At 66.1% G+C, this 17,371-nt stretch carries 17 protein-coding genes; 12 read left to right on the forward strand and 5 right to left on the reverse strand.

The genetic code is table 11. The features are described from left to right. The first annotated feature begins 1 nt into the window (after position 1). The 4 genes from gatA (at position 2) to ACUTAG_RS13020 (ending at position 3,956) form a co-directional block, all read left to right on the forward strand. Positions 2-1,543, forward strand: a complete 1,542-nt coding sequence (gene gatA, locus ACUTAG_RS13005; RefSeq protein WP_020925965.1) for an Asp-tRNA(Asn)/Glu-tRNA(Gln) amidotransferase subunit GatA — start codon at positions 2-4, stop codon at positions 1,541-1,543. Positions 1,544-1,545: 2 nt separating this feature from the next. Then, on the forward strand, positions 1,546-3,003 hold the full coding sequence (gatB, locus tag ACUTAG_RS13010; protein ID WP_148317403.1) for an Asp-tRNA(Asn)/Glu-tRNA(Gln) amidotransferase subunit GatB: 1,458 nt from the start codon (positions 1,546-1,548) through the stop codon (positions 3,001-3,003). 126 nt (positions 3,004-3,129) lie between these two features. After that, complete coding sequence (locus ACUTAG_RS13015; protein ID WP_047992086.1) at positions 3,130-3,381, forward strand: hypothetical protein; 252 nt, start codon at positions 3,130-3,132, stop codon at positions 3,379-3,381. Then, the gene (locus ACUTAG_RS13020; protein WP_148317405.1) at positions 3,378-3,956 is read left to right on the forward strand and encodes a type II toxin-antitoxin system VapC family toxin; all 579 of its coding nucleotides are present in this window, start codon (positions 3,378-3,380) and stop codon (positions 3,954-3,956) included. The genes ACUTAG_RS13015 and ACUTAG_RS13020 overlap by 4 nt, the downstream gene beginning before the upstream one ends. Here ACUTAG_RS13020 and pyrE read toward each other — a convergent pair. Next, positions 3,871-4,560: an orotate phosphoribosyltransferase gene (gene pyrE, locus ACUTAG_RS13025; RefSeq protein ID WP_026382116.1), complete on the reverse strand. Its 690-nt coding sequence runs from the start codon at positions 4,558-4,560 to the stop codon at positions 3,871-3,873. The genes ACUTAG_RS13020 and pyrE overlap by 86 nt on opposite strands. A gap of 134 nt (positions 4,561-4,694) precedes the next feature. Between pyrE and ACUTAG_RS13030 the strand changes: the two genes are divergently transcribed. Then, positions 4,695-5,483: an exodeoxyribonuclease III gene (locus ACUTAG_RS13030; RefSeq protein WP_006389848.1), complete on the forward strand. Its 789-nt coding sequence runs from the start codon at positions 4,695-4,697 to the stop codon at positions 5,481-5,483. Positions 5,484-5,933: 450 nt separating this feature from the next. After that, entirely contained in the window at positions 5,934-7,280 is a 1,347-nt protein-coding gene (gene gdhA, locus ACUTAG_RS13035) for an NADP-specific glutamate dehydrogenase (RefSeq protein WP_020925963.1), read from the forward strand. A 106-nt stretch (positions 7,281-7,386) separates the two neighbouring features. Here gdhA and ACUTAG_RS13040 read toward each other — a convergent pair whose 3' ends face one another. Both ACUTAG_RS13040 and ACUTAG_RS13045 read right to left on the reverse strand, forming a co-directional pair. Then, a complete protein-coding gene (locus tag ACUTAG_RS13040; RefSeq protein ID WP_020925962.1) occupies positions 7,387-7,878 on the reverse strand; it encodes a copper chaperone PCu(A)C in 492 nt (163 codons plus the stop codon). 19 nt (positions 7,879-7,897) lie between these two features. Continuing rightward, entirely contained in the window at positions 7,898-8,797 is a 900-nt protein-coding gene (locus tag ACUTAG_RS13045) for a LysR family transcriptional regulator ArgP (protein WP_006389845.1), read from the reverse strand. A 149-nt stretch (positions 8,798-8,946) separates the two neighbouring features. Here ACUTAG_RS13045 and ACUTAG_RS13050 point away from each other — a divergent pair, with 149 nt between their 5' ends. From ACUTAG_RS13050 to ACUTAG_RS13075, 6 genes are all read left to right on the forward strand, one after another. Beyond that, positions 8,947-9,579, forward strand: a complete 633-nt coding sequence (locus ACUTAG_RS13050; protein ID WP_006389844.1) for a LysE/ArgO family amino acid transporter — start codon at positions 8,947-8,949, stop codon at positions 9,577-9,579. 150 nt (positions 9,580-9,729) lie between these two features. Then, positions 9,730-10,671, forward strand: a complete 942-nt coding sequence (locus tag ACUTAG_RS13055; protein WP_054485432.1) for a LysR substrate-binding domain-containing protein — start codon at positions 9,730-9,732, stop codon at positions 10,669-10,671. A gap of 330 nt (positions 10,672-11,001) precedes the next feature. Further along, positions 11,002-12,165: an ABC transporter substrate-binding protein gene (locus ACUTAG_RS13060; RefSeq protein ID WP_006389842.1), complete on the forward strand. Its 1,164-nt coding sequence runs from the start codon at positions 11,002-11,004 to the stop codon at positions 12,163-12,165. A 142-nt stretch (positions 12,166-12,307) separates the two neighbouring features. Further along, a complete protein-coding gene (locus ACUTAG_RS13065; RefSeq protein WP_006389841.1) occupies positions 12,308-13,180 on the forward strand; it encodes a branched-chain amino acid ABC transporter permease in 873 nt (290 codons plus the stop codon). A gap of 3 nt (positions 13,181-13,183) precedes the next feature. Then, a complete protein-coding gene (locus ACUTAG_RS13070; RefSeq protein ID WP_006389840.1) occupies positions 13,184-15,106 on the forward strand; it encodes a branched-chain amino acid ABC transporter ATP-binding protein/permease in 1,923 nt (640 codons plus the stop codon). A 16-nt stretch (positions 15,107-15,122) separates the two neighbouring features. Further along, complete coding sequence (locus ACUTAG_RS13075) at positions 15,123-15,845, forward strand: ABC transporter ATP-binding protein (RefSeq protein ID WP_006389839.1); 723 nt, start codon at positions 15,123-15,125, stop codon at positions 15,843-15,845. Between the two features lie 477 nt (positions 15,846-16,322). On the opposite strand, the gene ACUTAG_RS13080 is transcribed toward ACUTAG_RS13075, so the two are convergent. Both ACUTAG_RS13080 and ACUTAG_RS13085 read right to left on the reverse strand, forming a co-directional pair. Then, positions 16,323-16,751, reverse strand: a complete 429-nt coding sequence (locus ACUTAG_RS13080; protein WP_006389838.1) for an organic hydroperoxide resistance protein — start codon at positions 16,749-16,751, stop codon at positions 16,323-16,325. 152 nt (positions 16,752-16,903) lie between these two features. Further along, positions 16,904-17,365 (reverse strand): MarR family winged helix-turn-helix transcriptional regulator, encoded by a 462-nt coding sequence (locus tag ACUTAG_RS13085; protein ID WP_006389837.1) that lies wholly within the window; start codon positions 17,363-17,365, stop codon positions 16,904-16,906. Positions 17,366-17,371 lie beyond the last annotated feature (6 nt).

The following is a 17,371-nucleotide window of genomic DNA, read 5'->3' on the forward strand; positions in this document are numbered from 1 at the left end:
CATGACCCAACCCGCCCTGCACACCCAATTCGAGGGGATCGCCGCCCTGCGCGCGGCCCTCGCCCAACGCCAGGTCAGCGCCGTCGAGCTGGCGCAAAGCTCGCTGGCGGCCGCCGACGCGGCCAGCGGCCTGAACGCCTTCTTACATATTGACGCCGAATTGACGCTGGCCCAGGCCCGCGCCGCCGACGCCGCGCTGGCCGCCGGCAACGCCGGCCCCCTGGCCGGCGTGCCCATCGCCCACAAGGACGCCTTCGTCACCCGCGGCTGGCGCACCACCGCCGGCAGCAAGATGCTGGACGGCTACGTCAGTCCGTTCGACGCCACCGTGGTCGAGCGCCTGCAGGCCGCCGGCGCCGTGTCGCTGGGCAAGCTCAACTGCGACGAGTTCGCCATGGGCTCGGGCAACGAGAATTCGGCCTACGGCGTGGTCCGCAATCCGTGGGATCCGGCGGCCGTGCCCGGCGGCTCCTCGGGCGGCTCGGCCGCCGCGGTCGCCGCCCGCCTGGTGGCCGCCACCACCGGCACCGACACCGGCGGTTCGGTGCGCCAGCCCGCCGCGCTGTGCGGCGTCAGCGGCATCAAGCCGACCTACGGCACCGTCTCGCGCTACGGGATGGTGGCCTTCGGCTCCAGCCTGGACCAGGCCGGCCCGCTGGCCCCCAGCAGCCGCGACCTGCTCGAACTGCTGGACGTCATCAGCGGCTTCGACCCGCGCGACGCCACCAGCCTGGAAAAATGCGATGCCGCCGCCAACGAACCGGGCCGCGTGCGGCGCGATTTCGATGCCGCGCAAGGCAGGTTCGACGCGGCCGGCAGCCAGCCCCTGAAGGGCCTGCGCATTGGCGTGCCCGAGGAATACTTCGGTGCCGGCCTGGCCCCGGACGTGGCCGCCGCGGTACAGGCCGCGCTGGCCCAGTTCGAAACGCTGGGCGCGGTGCGCGTGCCAGTGTCGCTGCCGCGCACCGAGCTGGCCATCCCCGCCTACTACGTCATCGCCCCCGCCGAAGCGTCGAGCAACCTGGCGCGCTACGACGGCGTGCGCTACGGCCATCGCGCCGCACAGTACGGCGACCTGAACGAGATGATCAGCCGCTCGCGCGCCGAAGGCTTCGGCGACGAGGTCAAGCGCCGCATCCTGATCGGCACCTACGTGCTGTCGCATGGCTATTACGACGCCTATTACCTGCAGGCCCAGCGCCTGCGCCGCATGATCGCCCAGGACTTCCAGCGCGCCTTCGCCGGCCAGTGCGACGTCATCATGGGCCCGGTGACCCCCACGGTCGCCAAGAACATCGGCGACAACCGCGACGACCCCACCGCCGACTGGCTGGCCGACGTCTACACGCTGGGCGTCAGCCTGGCGGGCCTGCCGGCCATGTCGATCCCTTGCGGTTTCGGCACCGGCGCCGGCGCCAAGCGCCCCGTCGGCCTGCAGATCATCGGCAACTACTTCGACGAAGGCCGCCTCCTGGCCATCGCCGACCGCTACCAACAAGTCACGACGTGGCACAAGGCCACGCCGGCCCAGCAGGACGCCTAAGCATGAACTGGGAAATCGTCATCGGCCTGGAAACGCATACCCAGCTTTCCACCGACTCCAAGATCTTTTCGGGCAGCAGCACCGAGTTCGGCGCCGCGCCCAACACCCACGCCAACGAAGTCGACCTGGCCTTGCCGGGCAGCCTGCCGGTCATGAACCGCGGCGCCGCCGAACGCGCCATCCGCTTCGGCCTGGCGGTCGGCGCCGAGATCGCGCCGCGCTCGGTGTTCGCGCGCAAGAACTACTTCTACCCCGACCTGCCCAAGGGCTACCAGATCAGCCAGTACGAGTTGCCGGTGGTGGTGGGCGGTTCGCTGTCGTTCTTCGTCGGCGAGGAAGAAAAGACCGTCAACCTGACGCGCGCGCACCTGGAAGAAGACGCGGGCAAATCCTCGCACGACAATTTCACCCTGGCCAACGGCTCGCCGGCCAGCGGCATCGACCTGAACCGCGCCGGCACGCCGTTGCTGGAAATCGTCACGGAACCGGAGATGCGCTCGGCCGCCGAGGCCGTGGCCTACGCCCGCGCCCTGCACAGCCTGGTGGTGTGGCTCGGCATCTGCGACGGCAATATGCAGGAAGGCTCGTTCCGCTGCGACGCCAACGTCTCGGTGCGCCCGGTCGGCCAGAAGGAATTCGGCACCCGCACCGAGATCAAGAACGTCAACTCGTTCCGCTTCCTGGAACGCGCCATCACCTATGAAGCGCGGCGCCAGATCGAGCTGATCGAGGATGGCGGCACCGTGGTCCAGGAAACCCGCCTGTACGACGCCGACCACGACGTAACCCGCAGCATGCGCAGCAAGGAAGACGCGCACGACTACCGCTACTTCCCTGATCCCGACCTGCCCACGCTCGTGATCTCGCGCGAATGGGTCGACGAGGTCCGCGCCGCCATGCCGGAGCTGCCGGCCGCCCAGCGCGCCCGCTTCGAATCCGAGTACGGCCTGCCGGCCTACGACGCCGCGCAACTGACCGTCAGCCGCGACCTGGCCGCCTATTTCGAGGCCGTGGCGCACGCGCTGCCGGCCGGCCAGGCCAAGCTGGCCGCCAACTGGATCATGGGCGAAGTGGCCGCCACCCTGAACAAGGAAGAAAAGGCCATCGCCGACGCGCCGGTGCAGGCGCCGGCCCTGGCCGCGCTGATCAACCGCATCATCGACGGCACGATCTCCAACAAGATCGCGCGCGAAGTGTTCGGCGCCATGTGGGCCGGCGAGAACGGCGGCCAGCCCGACGCCATCATCGAAGCCCGCGGCCTCAAGCAGATCAGCGACACCGGCGCCATCGGCGCCATGATCGACGAGGTGCTGGCGGCCAATCCGGCCATCGTCGAGGAATACCGCGCCGGCAAGCAGAAGGCGTTCAACTCGCTGGTCGGCCAGATCATGAAGGCCGCGCGCGGCAAGGCCAACCCGCAGCAGGTCAACGACCTGCTCAAGCAGAAGCTGGACAACTGATCCCCGGCCGGCCCGCTTTCATGGGGGCCGGCGCAGTATCAGACCGAACCTAAGGCCGCGGCATCTTGCCGCGGCTTTTTGTTTGGCCAAGAATGGTTCGGTCGATTTCGCGCCGGAGACTTGGCCATGACCACCCCCTATCTATCCGTTCCGCAAGAACAGGTCGCCGAGCGACTGGATGAACTCATTGAAGCGGCCCATACCGGGACCCGCGTCGTCATCACCCGGGACGGCATGGCGTATGCTCAGTTCTGGAGAGTCAACCCGCTGCTGACCGAAGAGGCGCACCGCGCGATCGAGGAACTCAAGCAACTCAAGGGCATCCCGTATGTGGACGACGCCACCTGGTGGTACGCCGTGAAGGGGATACGCGAATGAAGCTCGTGCTCGATGCGTCGGTTGCCTTGAGCTGGCTGCAATTGCCCAGCCAGACCCACAGTGGGCAAGCGCTCACGATACTGGAAGGCCTGATTGACAAGCCCGCGCTTGTCCCATTGATCTGGAAGCTGGAAGTCGCCCAGGGAACCTTACGCATCGAACGGTTGCGGCAAGCCACGCCAGACATGCTGAAAAAATTTTCGACGCGGTTGAAGATGGCGCCAGTGGTCAACGAGAACCGCCCTGCCACCACCTGGCTGCCGCGCTGTGTCGCGCTTGCCCGGGAACACGCCCTCACGGTGTACGACGCGTCGTACCTGGAACTTGCGCTTTGGCACGATGCCGCACTGGCCACCTTCGACAAGCGCCTGGCGCAAGCGGCATGTGCCTGCGATGTCGTCGTCATCGGCCCTGAAGCGCCGGCCAGCAGGCTGGAGTCCCCGGCGACCCGATACGGCAGCCGGCAGGCCAAGTCCCACCGGCCCGGATTTACTTCACCCCGTACTTCGTCCGGTACGCCTGCACCGCATCGCGGTGCTCGGCAAACGCGGCGTCGTCCTGCAGCAGCGCCATGATGTCCGCCAGCGATGCAATCGCCACCACCGGGATGCCATAGGTCTTGGCCACGTCCTGCACCGCCGAGTGCGCCGACAGCGCATCGTCGGCACCCGCGCGCTCCATGCGGTCCATGGCGATCAGCACGGCGGCCGGCTCGGCGCCGGCGTTGCGGATGATCTCCACCGACTCGCGCACCGAGGTGCCCGCGGTGATCACGTCGTCGATGATGACGACCTTGCCCTTGAGCGGCGCGCCCACCAGGGTGCCGCCTTCGCCGTGGTCCTTGGCTTCCTTGCGGTTGTAGGCGAACGGCACGTCGCCGCGGCCCTGCATCGCCGGGTGGCTGGCCAGCGCGACGGCGGTGGCCGTGGCCAGCGGGATGCCCTTGTAGGCCGGGCCGAACAGCATGTCGAAGGCCACGCCCGAATCCAGCAGCGCCTGCGCATAGAAGCCCGCCAGCTTGCCGACCGACCCACCGCTGTTGAACAGGCCCGCATTGAAGAAATAGGGACTGATACGGCCGGACTTGACCTTGAAGCTGCCGAAGCGCAGCACGCCTTCGTTCAGGGCGAAGCGGACAAAATCAAGCGAGGTGGCGGAGGCGGCGTGGGCGGCAGACATGCGAGGAGGATCCGAGAGGTGGCAAACCCCGGCATTTTATCCGTTGTCGGGGCCTTTCCCGGACAACGTCGCCCAGTCGGTTAAATTCCTGGCATTGTTCCGGCCGTTCCCGGCCGCTCTACAGGAGTCCCGCTTTGCTGCGCATCACGTCGATCAACCTCAATGGCATCCGGTCCGCCTTCCGCAAGGGCCTGCAACCCTGGATGGAGAAGCACGCCGCCGACGTGCTGTGCCTGCAGGAAATCAAGGTGTCGGACGAGGATCTGACCGAGGATCTGCGCCACCCGCCCGGCTACACCGGCCACTTCCACCATGCCGTCAAGAAAGGCTACAGCGGCGTCGGCATCTATTTGCGTGATGCGGCCGAGCGCGTCAGCATCGGCCTGGGCTGCGAAGAATTCGATCCCGAGGGCCGCATCATCCGCGCCGACTGGAAGAACCTGTCGGTCATCAGCGCCTACCTGCCCTCGGGCTCCAGCGGCGACGAGCGCCAGCAGGCCAAGTACCGCTTCCTGGACCGCTTCGGTCCGTGGATCGACGAACTGATGCACGAGCACAAGAAGACCGGCCGCGAATTCGTCATCTGCGGCGACTGGAACATCGCCCACAAGGAAATCGACCTGAAGAACTGGAAGGGCAACCTGAAGAATTCCGGTTTCCTGCCCGAGGAACGCGCCTGGCTGACCGACGTGTTCGACAAGCGCGGCTTCGTCGACGTGTTCCGCACCATCGACGAGCGGCCGGACCAGTACACCTGGTGGAGCAACCGCGGCCAGGCCTGGGCCAAGAACGTCGGGTGGCGTATCGATTACCAGATCGCCACGCCCGGCATCGCCGCCCGCGCCCGCAGCGTCGCGATCTATAAGGACGAACGCTTTTCCGACCACGCGCCGCTGACGATCGACTACGACGCCACGCTGTAGCAACCGGGCGGTGGGACGTCCGTTCCACCGCCTCGCGCATGATCTGGCGCAAAAAATAATTAGGGACATATTAAGGGAAATCCGGCCGGCAAATATAGGACTCTGCCCTAGCTGCCGGGTGAATTCCCCTATGTAGCGGCCATCCCTTTCCTTCAGAGAGCTCTGCTAATTATTAGGGACGCATTAATTTTCCCTGTGAATTCAAGGCCTCCCCCTTCTCTCTATGGAACCCAGGGTGATCTCCCAGCCCGTCAAAATACGATGCGACCCCAATAATTAAAGAAAAAAGCGCTTTGATATCAAGGTGATGAAGCAGCCCGCGGCTTTGCGCAGGGCAACAAATTGGCCCTACAATTCCGCACCAAGCCGGTGCAATCCGCACCAAAACGGAGATTCGACGCCCCGAAACAGCGCATCTCCGCACTCATTCGAAGCGCCCCCAAGGAGATCATGTTGAAAGTGCAGCGTCTGGACGACTTCCTGCGTAGCGTCGCCGTGCGCGATCCGCAGCAACCGGAATTCATGCAAGCCGTCCAGGAGGTGATGCTGAGTCTGTGGCCTTTCATCGAAAAGCACCCCCACTACGCCGAGCACGCTTTGCTCGAGCGCCTGGTGGAACCGGAACGCGTGATCCAGTTCCGCGTGTGCTGGACCGACGACAAGGGCCAGGCGCAGGTCAACCGCGCTTTCCGCATCCAGCACAGTTCGGCCATCGGCCCGTTCAAGGGCGGCATGCGTTTCCACCCCTCGGTGAACCTGTCGATCCTGAAGTTCCTGGCGTTCGAGCAGACCCTGAAGAACTCGCTGACCACGCTGCCCATGGGCGGCGGCAAGGGCGGCTCCGACTTCGACCCCAAGGGCAAGTCCGACGCCGAAGTCATGCGCTTCTGCCAGGCCCTGATGATCGAGCTGTACCGCCACCTGGGCCCGGACACCGACGTGCCGGCCGGCGATATCGGCGTGGGCGCGCGTGAAGTCGGCTTCATGGCCGGCATGATGAAAAAACTGTCGAACTCCACCGCCAGCGTCTTCACCGGCAAGGGCCTGACCTTCGGCGGCAGCCTGATCCGCCCCGAAGCCACCGGCTACGGCACCGTCTACTTCGCCGAGGAGATGCTCAAGCGCGTCGGCAAGTCGTTCGACGGCCTGCGCGTGTCGGTCTCGGGCTCGGGCAACGTGGCCCAGTACGCCATCGAAAAGGCCATGGCGCTGGGCGCCAAGGTGGTGACGGTGTCCGACTCGAACGGCACGGTGGTCGACGAAGCCGGCTTCAACCACGAAAAGCTGGTGGCGCTGATGCACGTCAAGAACGACCTGCGCGGCCGCCTGGACACCTATGCCCGCCAGTTCGGTCTGGCCTATGAAGCCGGCAAGCGTCCCTGGCACGTGCCGGTGGACGTGGCCCTGCCCTGCGCCACCCAGAACGAGCTGGAGCTGGCCGATGCCGAAACGCTGATCAAGAACGGCGTGCAATGCGTGGCCGAAGGCGCCAACATGCCCGCCACCCTGGACGCCGCCAAGGCCTTCATCGCCGCCCGCGTGCTGTACGCGCCGGGCAAGGCCAGCAACGCCGGCGGCGTGGCCGTGTCGGGCCTGGAAATGGCCCAGAACTCGGCCCGCCTGGCATGGACCCGCGAGGAAGTGGACGCGCGCCTGCACGCCATCATGCGCGATATCCACGAGAATTGCGTGCGCCACGGCCACAGCGAGCGCGAATACGTGAACTACCTGGACGGCGCCAACATCGCCGGCTTCGTCAAGGTCGCCGACGCGATGCGCCAGCAAGGGCTGTACTGATCGACAGGCCGGCGCCCCATTTTGGGGGGTACCGGCCAGCGACAAAAAAGGCGGCAGGCTGTTCGAGCCTGCCGCCTTTTTTTGTTCTGTGCCGCGCGCGGCGGGATCAGTGCTTCATCGCGCCGTGATCGTGGCTCATGCCGGGGTTGTGCGAGGCCGGCTTGACCTTGAACTGCACCGCCACCTCGCCCGCCTTCTCGAACTTCAACGTGGCGGGCACCGTGGCGCCTTCGGCGAACGGCGCCTTCAGCTTGATGAACATGACGTGGTAACCCCCGGGGGCCAGCTTGACCTCGCCGTCGGCCGGCAGCGCGATGCCGCCCTCGACCTGGCGCATCTTGGCCACGCCGTTGGTGGTCTCGACCGTGTGCAGCTCGACCCGCTCGGCGGCGTCGGACGAGATCGACAGCAGGCGATCGGGGGTCTTTGCATCGTTGTCGATGTCCATGTAGCCGGCGCCGTTGGACTGGCCCGGGGCGGACGCGCGCACCCAGAGATCGTCGATCTCGACCTGGCCGACCTTGTAGTCCTTGGCCCAGGCCGAACCGGCCGCGCACAGGCCCAGGACGGCAACAGCGGCGAACTTGCGGATGTTCATGGGGGTGTTCTCCTATGGGTTAACGCCGCCGGACCAGGCTGCGGGCGGCTGACAGAACCGAGTCGGTCAAAGCTTCCATCGCTTCGGAGTTTACCCGCCAATGCTGCCAGTACAGCGGCACGTCCTCCCAGGCGCGGCCCCGCAGCAGCATCAGATGACCTGCATCAAGGTGTTCCTGCACCAGTGGCAGCGGATTCATGGTCCAGCCCAGGCCCCCCAGGGTGGCCTGCACGAAGGCGCGGGTCGACGGCACCCACCAGACCGGCGGTTGCCATGGCGCCGGGTCCGAGATCTTGTGGGCGAAACGGGCCTGCAACGCATCCTTGCGGTTGAACACCAGCACCGGCGCCTGCGCCAGTGTCTGCGCATTCACGCCCTGCGCGAAATAGCGCTTGTGGAAGGCCGGGGTACACGTCGCCACATAGCGCATGCTGCCCAGCGCATGGATGCGGCAGCCTTGCACCGGATCGGCCAGCGTCGTCACCGCGCCCAGCACCGACCCGTTGCGCAGCAGCGCGGCGGTGTGGTCCTGGTCCTCGGACTGCATGTCGAGCGTGGCGCGGGTACGGCTGGAGAACTGCAGCGCCGCCTCGACGAACCAGGTCTCAAGGCTGTCGTGGTTGACCGCGATGGGGATGCTGGCGTGCGGCACGTCGTCGTCCGCCACGCCCAGCCGGTTCAGCGCGTCGTGTTCCAGCAGCGCGGTCTGCTCGGCCAGCTGCACCAGCACCTGGCCATCGCCGGTGGCCGCGGCGGGCACGGTGCGCTGGACCAGCAGCCTTCCCATGCGGTCTTCGAGCGCCTTGATCCGCTGCGACACCGCCGACGGCGTCACGCTCAACGCCAACGCGGCGCGTTCGAAACTGCCTTCGCGCACCACCGCCGCCAGGGCGCGCAGGTTGCCGTGATCGATTTTCATAGAATTAGTTTTGCTTAAGATAATGAAGGAAAATTAGCTGTATTTCATACCAGTGACAAGCGAAAATGATGCATTGTCGGCATGCGCAACGCTGCCGGCCCGGTATTCCAAGCGCCGCCACAAGGCGTTGCAGTCAAAAGGTTCGCGTCATGTTCGCCACGTTGTCATCTCCCCTCTTTCTCACCGCCTGGGCCAGCGGCACGGCCACGGGGCTGGGCCTGTTCGCCGTCGTCGGCGCGCAAAGCGCATTCATCCTGCGCCAGGGATTGATGCGCGCGCACCTGCTGTCGGTGGTTGCCATCTGCGCGTTGATCGACGCCGTCTTCATCTTCGCCAGCGTGTCGGGCCTGCAGGCCTTGACGGCCTGGTTCCCCTGGCTGACCACGGCGGTGCTGTGGTTCGGCGTGGCCTTCCTGTCCTGGTACGCGCTGCAATCGGCGCGCCGCGCCTGGAACGCCACCGGCGGGCTGGCCGCCGCGCGCGACGTGGTGCCCTCGCGCCGCGCCGCGATGCTGGGCGCGCTGGGCTTTTCGTTGCTGAACCCGCATTTCTGGCTCGACATGGTGGTGGTGGGCTCGCTGGCCCACGGTTTCGAGGATGCCCGCATGGCGTTCGCCGCCGGCGCCTTCACCGCCAGCCTGCTGTGGCTGGCCGTGCTGGGCATCGGCTCGCGCCTGTTCGCGCGCTTCTTCGCCAGCGCCTCGGCCTGGCGCGTGCTCGACGGCGTCATCGCCGTGGTCATGGCGGGCCTGGCGATCAGCCTGGCGGTCAAGGGCGTCTGAGGGTTGGCGCAGTCGCGCTGGCTGGACGGCTACGGGACGGGTCGTTGCGCAGGCGGTGGAAATACGGGGACGGGCTAGCCAGCCAGGCACTTTTATAATCGCCGCGTTGCCACTCTTTCGTCGGGCGCATGGCCGGCCCGCCAGACGATCATGCGCGGACCCTCCCCTTCCAAAGACGTGCGCCTGCCGCCGCTGGCCGCCATCCAGGCCTTCGAGGCCGCCGCCCGGCTCGGTTCGTTCGAGCGCGCCAGCGAAGAACTGTTCGTCACCGCCAGCGCCATCGGCAAGCGCATCGCCGCGCTCGAGGCGCAGCTAGACGTCACCCTGTTCATCCGCAGCAGCCGCGGCGCCACCCTGAGCGCCGCCGGGCGCGAATACCTGGAACAAGTGCGCACCGCGCTGGACCTGCTGTCCGATGCCTCGCTGCACAAGCGCGGCGAGCCCAAGCTCGAACCCCTGCGGGTGGTGTCCACCCCGACCTTTGCCCGCCAGGTGCTGATCCCCGCCCTGCCTGGCTTCACCGCCGCGCACCCGGACGTCGAGCTGGAAATCATGCTGTCCATTCCCTACCTGGACATCATGCCGCCGAACGCGGACGTCTGGATCCGCTTCGGCAGCGGCAAATATCCCGGCCTGCACGCGCGGCCGCTGACCACAGATCCGGTGTTTGCGGTCTGCTCGCCCGCCTACCGCGATGCGCACGGGCCGTTCGAACGCCCGCAGGACCTGTCGCGCGCCGCCCTGCTGCGCTGCCCGATGGAGCCATGGCGTCCCTGGCTGGCGGCGGCCGGGCTCGACTGGCCCGAACCCGCGCGCGGCGTCTGGCTGGTCGACCTGGGCATGATGCTGGCGGCGGCCCGAGCCGGCCAGGGCATCGCGCTGACCCGCCGCACGCTGGCGGCCGAGTGGCTGGACGAGGGCAAATTGCTGCGGGTGCTCGACATCGAGACGGCGGGTGAATCCCAGTACTACCTGTGTACTGAAATCTCGCGCCCTCCGGGCGGCGTGGCCCAAGCGTTTTCCCTATGGCTGGCCGCCGTCTGTGAACGCGCGGCCCAATGGCCACGGGCTTCTTCGGCCAAGCCGGAATAAATTTCCAGCCCCGGGCGGAAGGAAATTCCGCGCACCGCCGCGCATCGCTGGCTAGCATGCGCCCAACATGGCCTGCGCGCGCAAACCGGCTCCGCGCGCCGGGCCTGCCCCGATCTTTGGCCGTCCCATGCTGCGTCGCAATGCCGGGCCGTCGGCGGGTGCGACGGTACTAGGTATTTACGCGGAAAAACCCCGCCGGGTCAGATTCGCGTAAGCGATTAAGCAGACAGTCACAACACGCAACAGGAGTGCGCCACCCACCTTCTTCACGCCGCCTGGCGCCGGCACACGGTTTTCCACGCAGTTCTACCAATTACAACGGAGACATCCATGGATTTTCGTTTGAAGCTGCTTGCAGGAACCCTTGCTTTTGCCGTATCGGCCGCGGGCTACGCCGCCGACCCCATCAAGATCGGCGTGGCCGGCCCCTATACGGGCGGCTCTTCCTCCATGGGGGTGAGCATGCGCGACGGCGTGCGCCTGGCCATCGAGGAAATCAACAAGAATGGCGGCGTGCTCGGCCGGCAACTGGTCGCGGTGGAACGCGACGACGAAGCCAAGAACGAGCGCGGCGTGCAGATCGCCCAGGAGCTGATTAACAAGGAACAGGTCACGGCCACGGTCGGCTACATCAACACCGGCGTGGCGCTGGCCTCGCAACGCTTCTACCAGGACGCCAAGATCCCGGTGTTCAACAACGTGGCCACCGGCAGCGTCATCACGCACCAGTTCAAGGCGCCCGAATACCCGGACAACTACGTATTCCGCAACGCGGCGCACGACAGCATCCAGGCGCCGATGATCGTCGAAGAGGCCATCACCCGCCGCGGCTTCAAGAAGGTCGCGATCCTGGCCGACTCCACCAACTACGGCCAGCTCGGCCGCGAGGACCTGGAAAAGGCCCTGGACGCCAAGGGCATCAAGCCTGTGGCCGTCGAGAAGTTCAACATCAAGGACGTCGACATGACGGCCCAGCTGCTCAAGGCCAAGGCCGCGGGCGCCGAAGCCGTGCTGACCTACGGCATCGGCCCCGAGCTGGCGCAGATCGCCAACGGCATGGCCAAGCTGGGCTGGAAGGTGCCGATCATCGGCAGCTGGACGCTGTCGATGGCCAACTACATCGACAACTCCGGCGCCAACGGCGAAGGCGCGCGCATGCCGCAGACCTTCATCCAGGATCCGGATACGCCCAAGCGCAAGGCCTTCATCGATGCCTACCTGGCCAAGTTCAAGCCCAAGAACAATCGCATCGACTCGCCGGTGTCGGCGGCCCAGGGCTATGACTCGATCTTCCTGCTGGCTGCCGCCATCAAGCAGGCCAACTCCACCGAAGGCCCGAAGATCCGTGAAGCGCTCGAGAACCTGCAGACGCCGGTCGAGGGCGTGGTGATGACCTACAACAAGCCCTTCACCCACGACAACCACGACGCCATCGGCGCCAAGGAAGTGGTCATCGGCGAGGTCAAGGGCGGCCGCGTGGTCAAGGCCAACTAAGTTCGTCCGAAGCAGTGCGGCGGCGGCTGCCCAGCCGCCGCCGCCGGCGTTCCCGCGCGCGGGGCGCCGGCATGCAGTCGCCTGACAACAGCGTTCTGCCCAAGGGGGTTGGGACGGAACACAGCGCCTCACGACACACACCATGATTCTTCTACAGCTTATCTATAGCGGTATCGCGCTGGGCATGATCTATGCCGTCATCGCGTTCGGGTACCAGCTCACTTTCGCCACATCCGGCACCCTGAACTTCGGCCAGGGCGAAGCCCTGATGCTGGGCGCGCTGGTCGGGCTCACGCTGGTCGGCCTGGGCGTGAACTATTGGGTCATGATCCCCATCGTCTGCATCTTCGGCTTCGCGCAAGGCGCGCTGGTCGAGCGGGTCGGCGTGCGGCCGGCCATCAAGACGCGATCCGAATTCGGCTGGATCATGGCCACCATCGCCCTGGGCATCATCTTCAAGAACGTGGCCGAGAACATCTGGGGCCGCGACGACCTGCGATTCCCCTCGCCGCTGCCCGAGGCGCCGATCGAGGTGCTGGGCGCGAACGTGCTGCCGATGGAACTGCTGGTGGTGTTCGGCGCGCTGGCCATGATGCTGCTGGTGGAACTGTTCAACCGCAAGTCCATCTACGGCAAGGCTTTCGTCGCCACGTCCAACGACCGCGACGCCGCCGGGCTGATGGGCATCAACACCGGCATGGTAATCACGTTTTCGTATGCCCTGTCGTCGCTGACGGCCGCCTTCGCGGGCGTGCTGGTGGCGCCGCTGACGCTGACCGGCGCCACCATGGGCGCGGTGCTGGGCCTGAAGGCCTTCGCGGTCGCCATCATCGGCGGCCTGTCCAGCGGCATGGGCGTGGTGGTGGGCGGCCTGATCCTGGGGATCGCCGAGACCACCACCGGTTTCTATCTTTCGACGGGGTACAAAGACGTGCCGGGACTGGTCCTGCTGCTGCTCGTACTGACCTTCAAACCCGCCGGCCTGTTCGGCAAGACCGCGATCAAGAAGGTGTAAGCGATGAAACCCCTGCACCTGCTGCTTTCCATCGTGGCGGTGGCCTGCCTGGCCGCCGTGCCCCTGGGCGTGACCAACACGTACTACCTGCACCTGATCGAAACCATCATGATCTATTCGATCCTGCTGTTCGGGCTCGATATCGTGGTGGGCTACACCGGCCAGGTGTCGCTGGGCCATGCCGGCCTGTTCGGCATCGGCTCGTATGTCGCCGGCGTGCTGTTCTTCCATCTGCAGATGCCGATATGGGTGATCCTGCCGGCCGCCATCCTGATCGCGGCGGCTTTCGGCGCGGTGCTGGCGTTGCCGGCGCTGCGGGTCACCGGACCCTACCTGGCGATGGTGACGCTGGCCTTCGGCACCATCATCCAGATCCTGATCAACGAGATGACCTTCCTGACCGAAGGCCCGCTCGGCATCAAGATCCCCAAGCCGTCGATCGGCGGCCACATCCTGACCAAGAGCGAGTACTTCTGGCTGGTGGCGGCGTTGCTGGTGCTGTCGCTGATCGTGGTGCACCGGATCCTCAAATCGCACCTGGGCCGCTCGTTCGAGGCCCTGCGCGACAGCCCGATCGCCTCGGACTGCATGGGCGTGTCGGTCTATCGCCACAAGGTGTTCGCCTTCGTCATCAGCGCCGGCTTCGCCGGCCTGGCGGGCGCGCTGTATTCGTACTCCGAGCAGTACATCTCGCCCAACACCTACAACTTCGAACTCACCATCCTGTTCCTGCTGGCCATCATCATGGGCGGGCGCAAGAGCCGCACCGGGGCGCTGCTGGGCGCATCGATCATCGTGCTGCTGCCCAAGATGCTGGACGACATCGCCACCTTCCGCCTGATCGCGCTGGGCGTGGCGATCCTGGTGACGGTGGGCAGCGCGATCGCCATCTCCAAGGGCCGCACCGAGGCCCGCCGGGTGGCGGTGCCGGTGGTCGGCACCATCCTGCTGGCGGTGTTCTCGTATTGGCTGGAGGCGGTGACCGACTGGCGCCTGACGATCTTCGGCGCCATGATCCTGTTCGTCGTGTACTACCTGCCCGACGGCATCGTCGGCTTCGTGCGCAACCTGTTCTTCTCGACCCGCCGCGCGGCGCTGTCGGTCAAGAAGGACCTGGTCAAGGAACAGGAAGCGGTGCCCGACGCGGCGCGGGGCCATGGCGAAACGCTGTTGGCGGCCAAGCAGGTGCTGATGCAGTTCGGCGGCCTGAAGGCGCTGAACCAGGTCGACCTGACGGTCAAGCGCGGCACCATCCATGGGCTGATCGGACCGAACGGTTCGGGCAAGAGCACCATGATGAATGTGCTGACAGGCATCTATGTGCCCACGGCGGGCGCGGTGGAATTCGGCGGCAAGTCACTGGTGGGCCTGGCGCCGGCCGACATCGCCGCCACGGGCATCGCCCGCACCTTCCAGAACGTGCAGCTGTTCGGCGAGATGACGGCGCTGGAGAACGTGCTGGTGGGCCTGCACCACACCTTCACGACGGGACTGGCGGGCATCGCGCTGCGCACGCCGAAGTGGAAGGGCGAGGAACAAGGCGCGCGCGCCCGCGCCCTGGCGCTGCTGGAATTCGTGGGGTTGGAGGACCTGGCCAGCGAAGAGGCCCGCAACCTGCCCTATGGCAAGCAACGCCTGCTGGAAATCGCCCGCGCGCTGGCGCTGGACCCGCAATTGCTGCTGCTGGACGAGCCGGCTGCCGGCCTGACGGCGCCGGATATCGCCGAGCTGCTGACGATCATCCGCAAGGTGCGCGACCACGGCATTACGCTGATCCTGATCGAGCACCACATGGATGTGGTGATGGGGGTGTGCGACACCGTGTCGGTGCTGGACTTCGGCCAGAAGATCGCCGAGGGGCTGCCCAATGAAGTGCAGAGCAACGCCAAGGTTATCGAGGCGTATCTGGGCGGCGCGCCCGCCTGACGCCAAGGACGACAACATGCTATCGATCAAGAATCTGGAAGCGGGCTACGGGAAGGTGAAGGTGCTGCACGGCATCAGCATGGAGGTCCCGAAGGCCAAGGTGGTGACGTTGATCGGCTCGAACGGGGCCGGCAAGACGACGACGATGCGGGCGCTGTCGGGGATGATCCGGCCGACCGCGGGCGAGGTCACGCTGGGCGGCAAGCGCATCGACGGACTGGAATCGCATCGGATCGCGCGGCTGGGGCTGGCGCATTCGCCGGAAGGACGGCGGGTGTTTCCGACACTGTCCGTCACGGACAACCTGCTGCTGGGCGCGTTTCCGCGCCTGACGGGGAGCCGGCCCAAGGGTGACGTGCAGGCGGACCTCGGACGGGCGATGGATCTGTTTCCTCGGCTGAAGGAGCGGCGCGAGCAACTGGCGGGGACGCTGTCTGGCGGCGAGCAGCAGATGCTGGCGATGGCGCGGGCGGTGATGCTGAATCCGGAATTGGTGCTGCTGGATGAGCCGTCGATGGGGTTGGCGCCGATCCTGGTGGAAGAGGTGTTCCGGATCATTGCGCGGCTCAAGGATGAAGGGGTGACGATGTTGCTGGTCGAGCAGTTTGCGGCGGCGGCGCTCAATGTCGCGGATTATGGGTATGTGTTGGAGAACGGGCGGATTTCTGTGCATGGGAGCGCGGAGAAGTTGAAGCATGATCCGGCTGTGGTGGCGGCTTATCTTGGGGGGTCGCATTAGTTTTTTGCTGGCGTGGGATTGAGTTCTTGAGACGCACGGCGGGGCGGCGGGCGGTGGCGGACGGGGCTACGATTGCGGTCCGGAGCGTTCGCTCCGGACTGCCCCGTTGTCAACCTCGTACGCCTTCGGCTCCCTACGGTTTCCCTCGGGCGCATCTACACGCCCCGCCCGCCACCGCCCGCCGCCCCGCCGTGCTCGCGATTGCTTTGGTTCCGGCGTTGCTGGGGTGAGCCGTGTGCTTGGCGTTCTTTTGCCGTGGGTGTTCTCGCTGAAGATCTTGCAGGGCCCGCCCAAAGGCGGCCGCGCGGGCGGCCTTTTTGGGCTTACGCGACTTGGTGTGTTGGCGGATGACGCTGCGCGCTGGGGGGAAGCGGCTTGGCGGGTCGCCTGCTCTTGGAGTGGGGCGGATGAAAAAAGGCAGGATTGCGCTTGGTGCAATCCTGCCTTTGCTTTTGGCGCGCGGGACGCGCGCTTTGCTTAGACGTTGATGGTCAGGGTGACGTCGATGTTGCCGCGGGTGGCGTTCGAGTAGGGGCAGACGATGTGGGCGGCGGCGACGAGCTTTTCGGCTTCGGCGCGGTCCATGCCGGGCAGCGAGATCTTCAGCTCGGCTTCGATGCCGAAACCGGTGGGGATGGGGCCGATGCCGACCGAGCCGTCGATGGTGGCGTTGGCGGGCATGGCGATCTTGTCGCGGCCGGCGACGAACTTCATGGCGCCCATGAAGCAGGCCGAATAGCCGACGGCGAACAGTTGCTCGGGGTTGGTGCCCGCGGCGCCGGCGCCACCCAGTTCCTTCGGGGTGGTCAGCTTGACGTTCAGGTTGCCGTCGCTGGAGACGCCGGTGCCTTCACGGCCGCCGGTGACGTGGGCGTGGGCGCGGTACAGGACTTTTTCGATCGACATGGTGCGTTCCTTTTGGATGAAGGTTGGACTGCCAGGCTGGCGGGACCCTTCCCGCTTCGGCCTTTACTAATTAAATAGCACACAATTTCATAGCGCACTATTTTTAATCGGGGATGACAGCACCTGCCATCATCCGCCTCGAACACTAACAATCAAAGACTGCTGACCAGCTTTTCCCGCAATTCGTGCAACGCGCGCATGGTGCCCTGCGCCTCTTCCAGCGAGCACTGGGCCGCGGCGGCGACGGCGTGAGGCACCGCTTCGGCCTGGTTGCGCAGGTCGCGCCCTTGTTTCGTCAAGGTGACGATCACCTGGCGTTCATCGTCCTGCGCGCGGGTCCGGGTAACCAGGCCCGCCGCTTCCAGCCGCTTGAGTAGCGGCGTCAGGGTGGCCGAGTCCAGGAACAGGCGTTCGCCGATGTCGGTGACCGTGATTTCGTCGCGTTCCCACAGCACCAGCATGACCAGGTACTGCGGGTACGTCAGATCCAGGCCGCGCAGCAGCTTGCGGTACACCTTGTTCATCGCCAGCGAGGTCGAGTACAGGGCGAAACACAGCTGGCTGTCTAGCAGCAGCGGGTTGAATGCGCTTTTGGGCTGGGATCTGGATTTCATTGCGCA

The organism is Achromobacter sp. CSND-B12, from assembly GCF_052906545.1.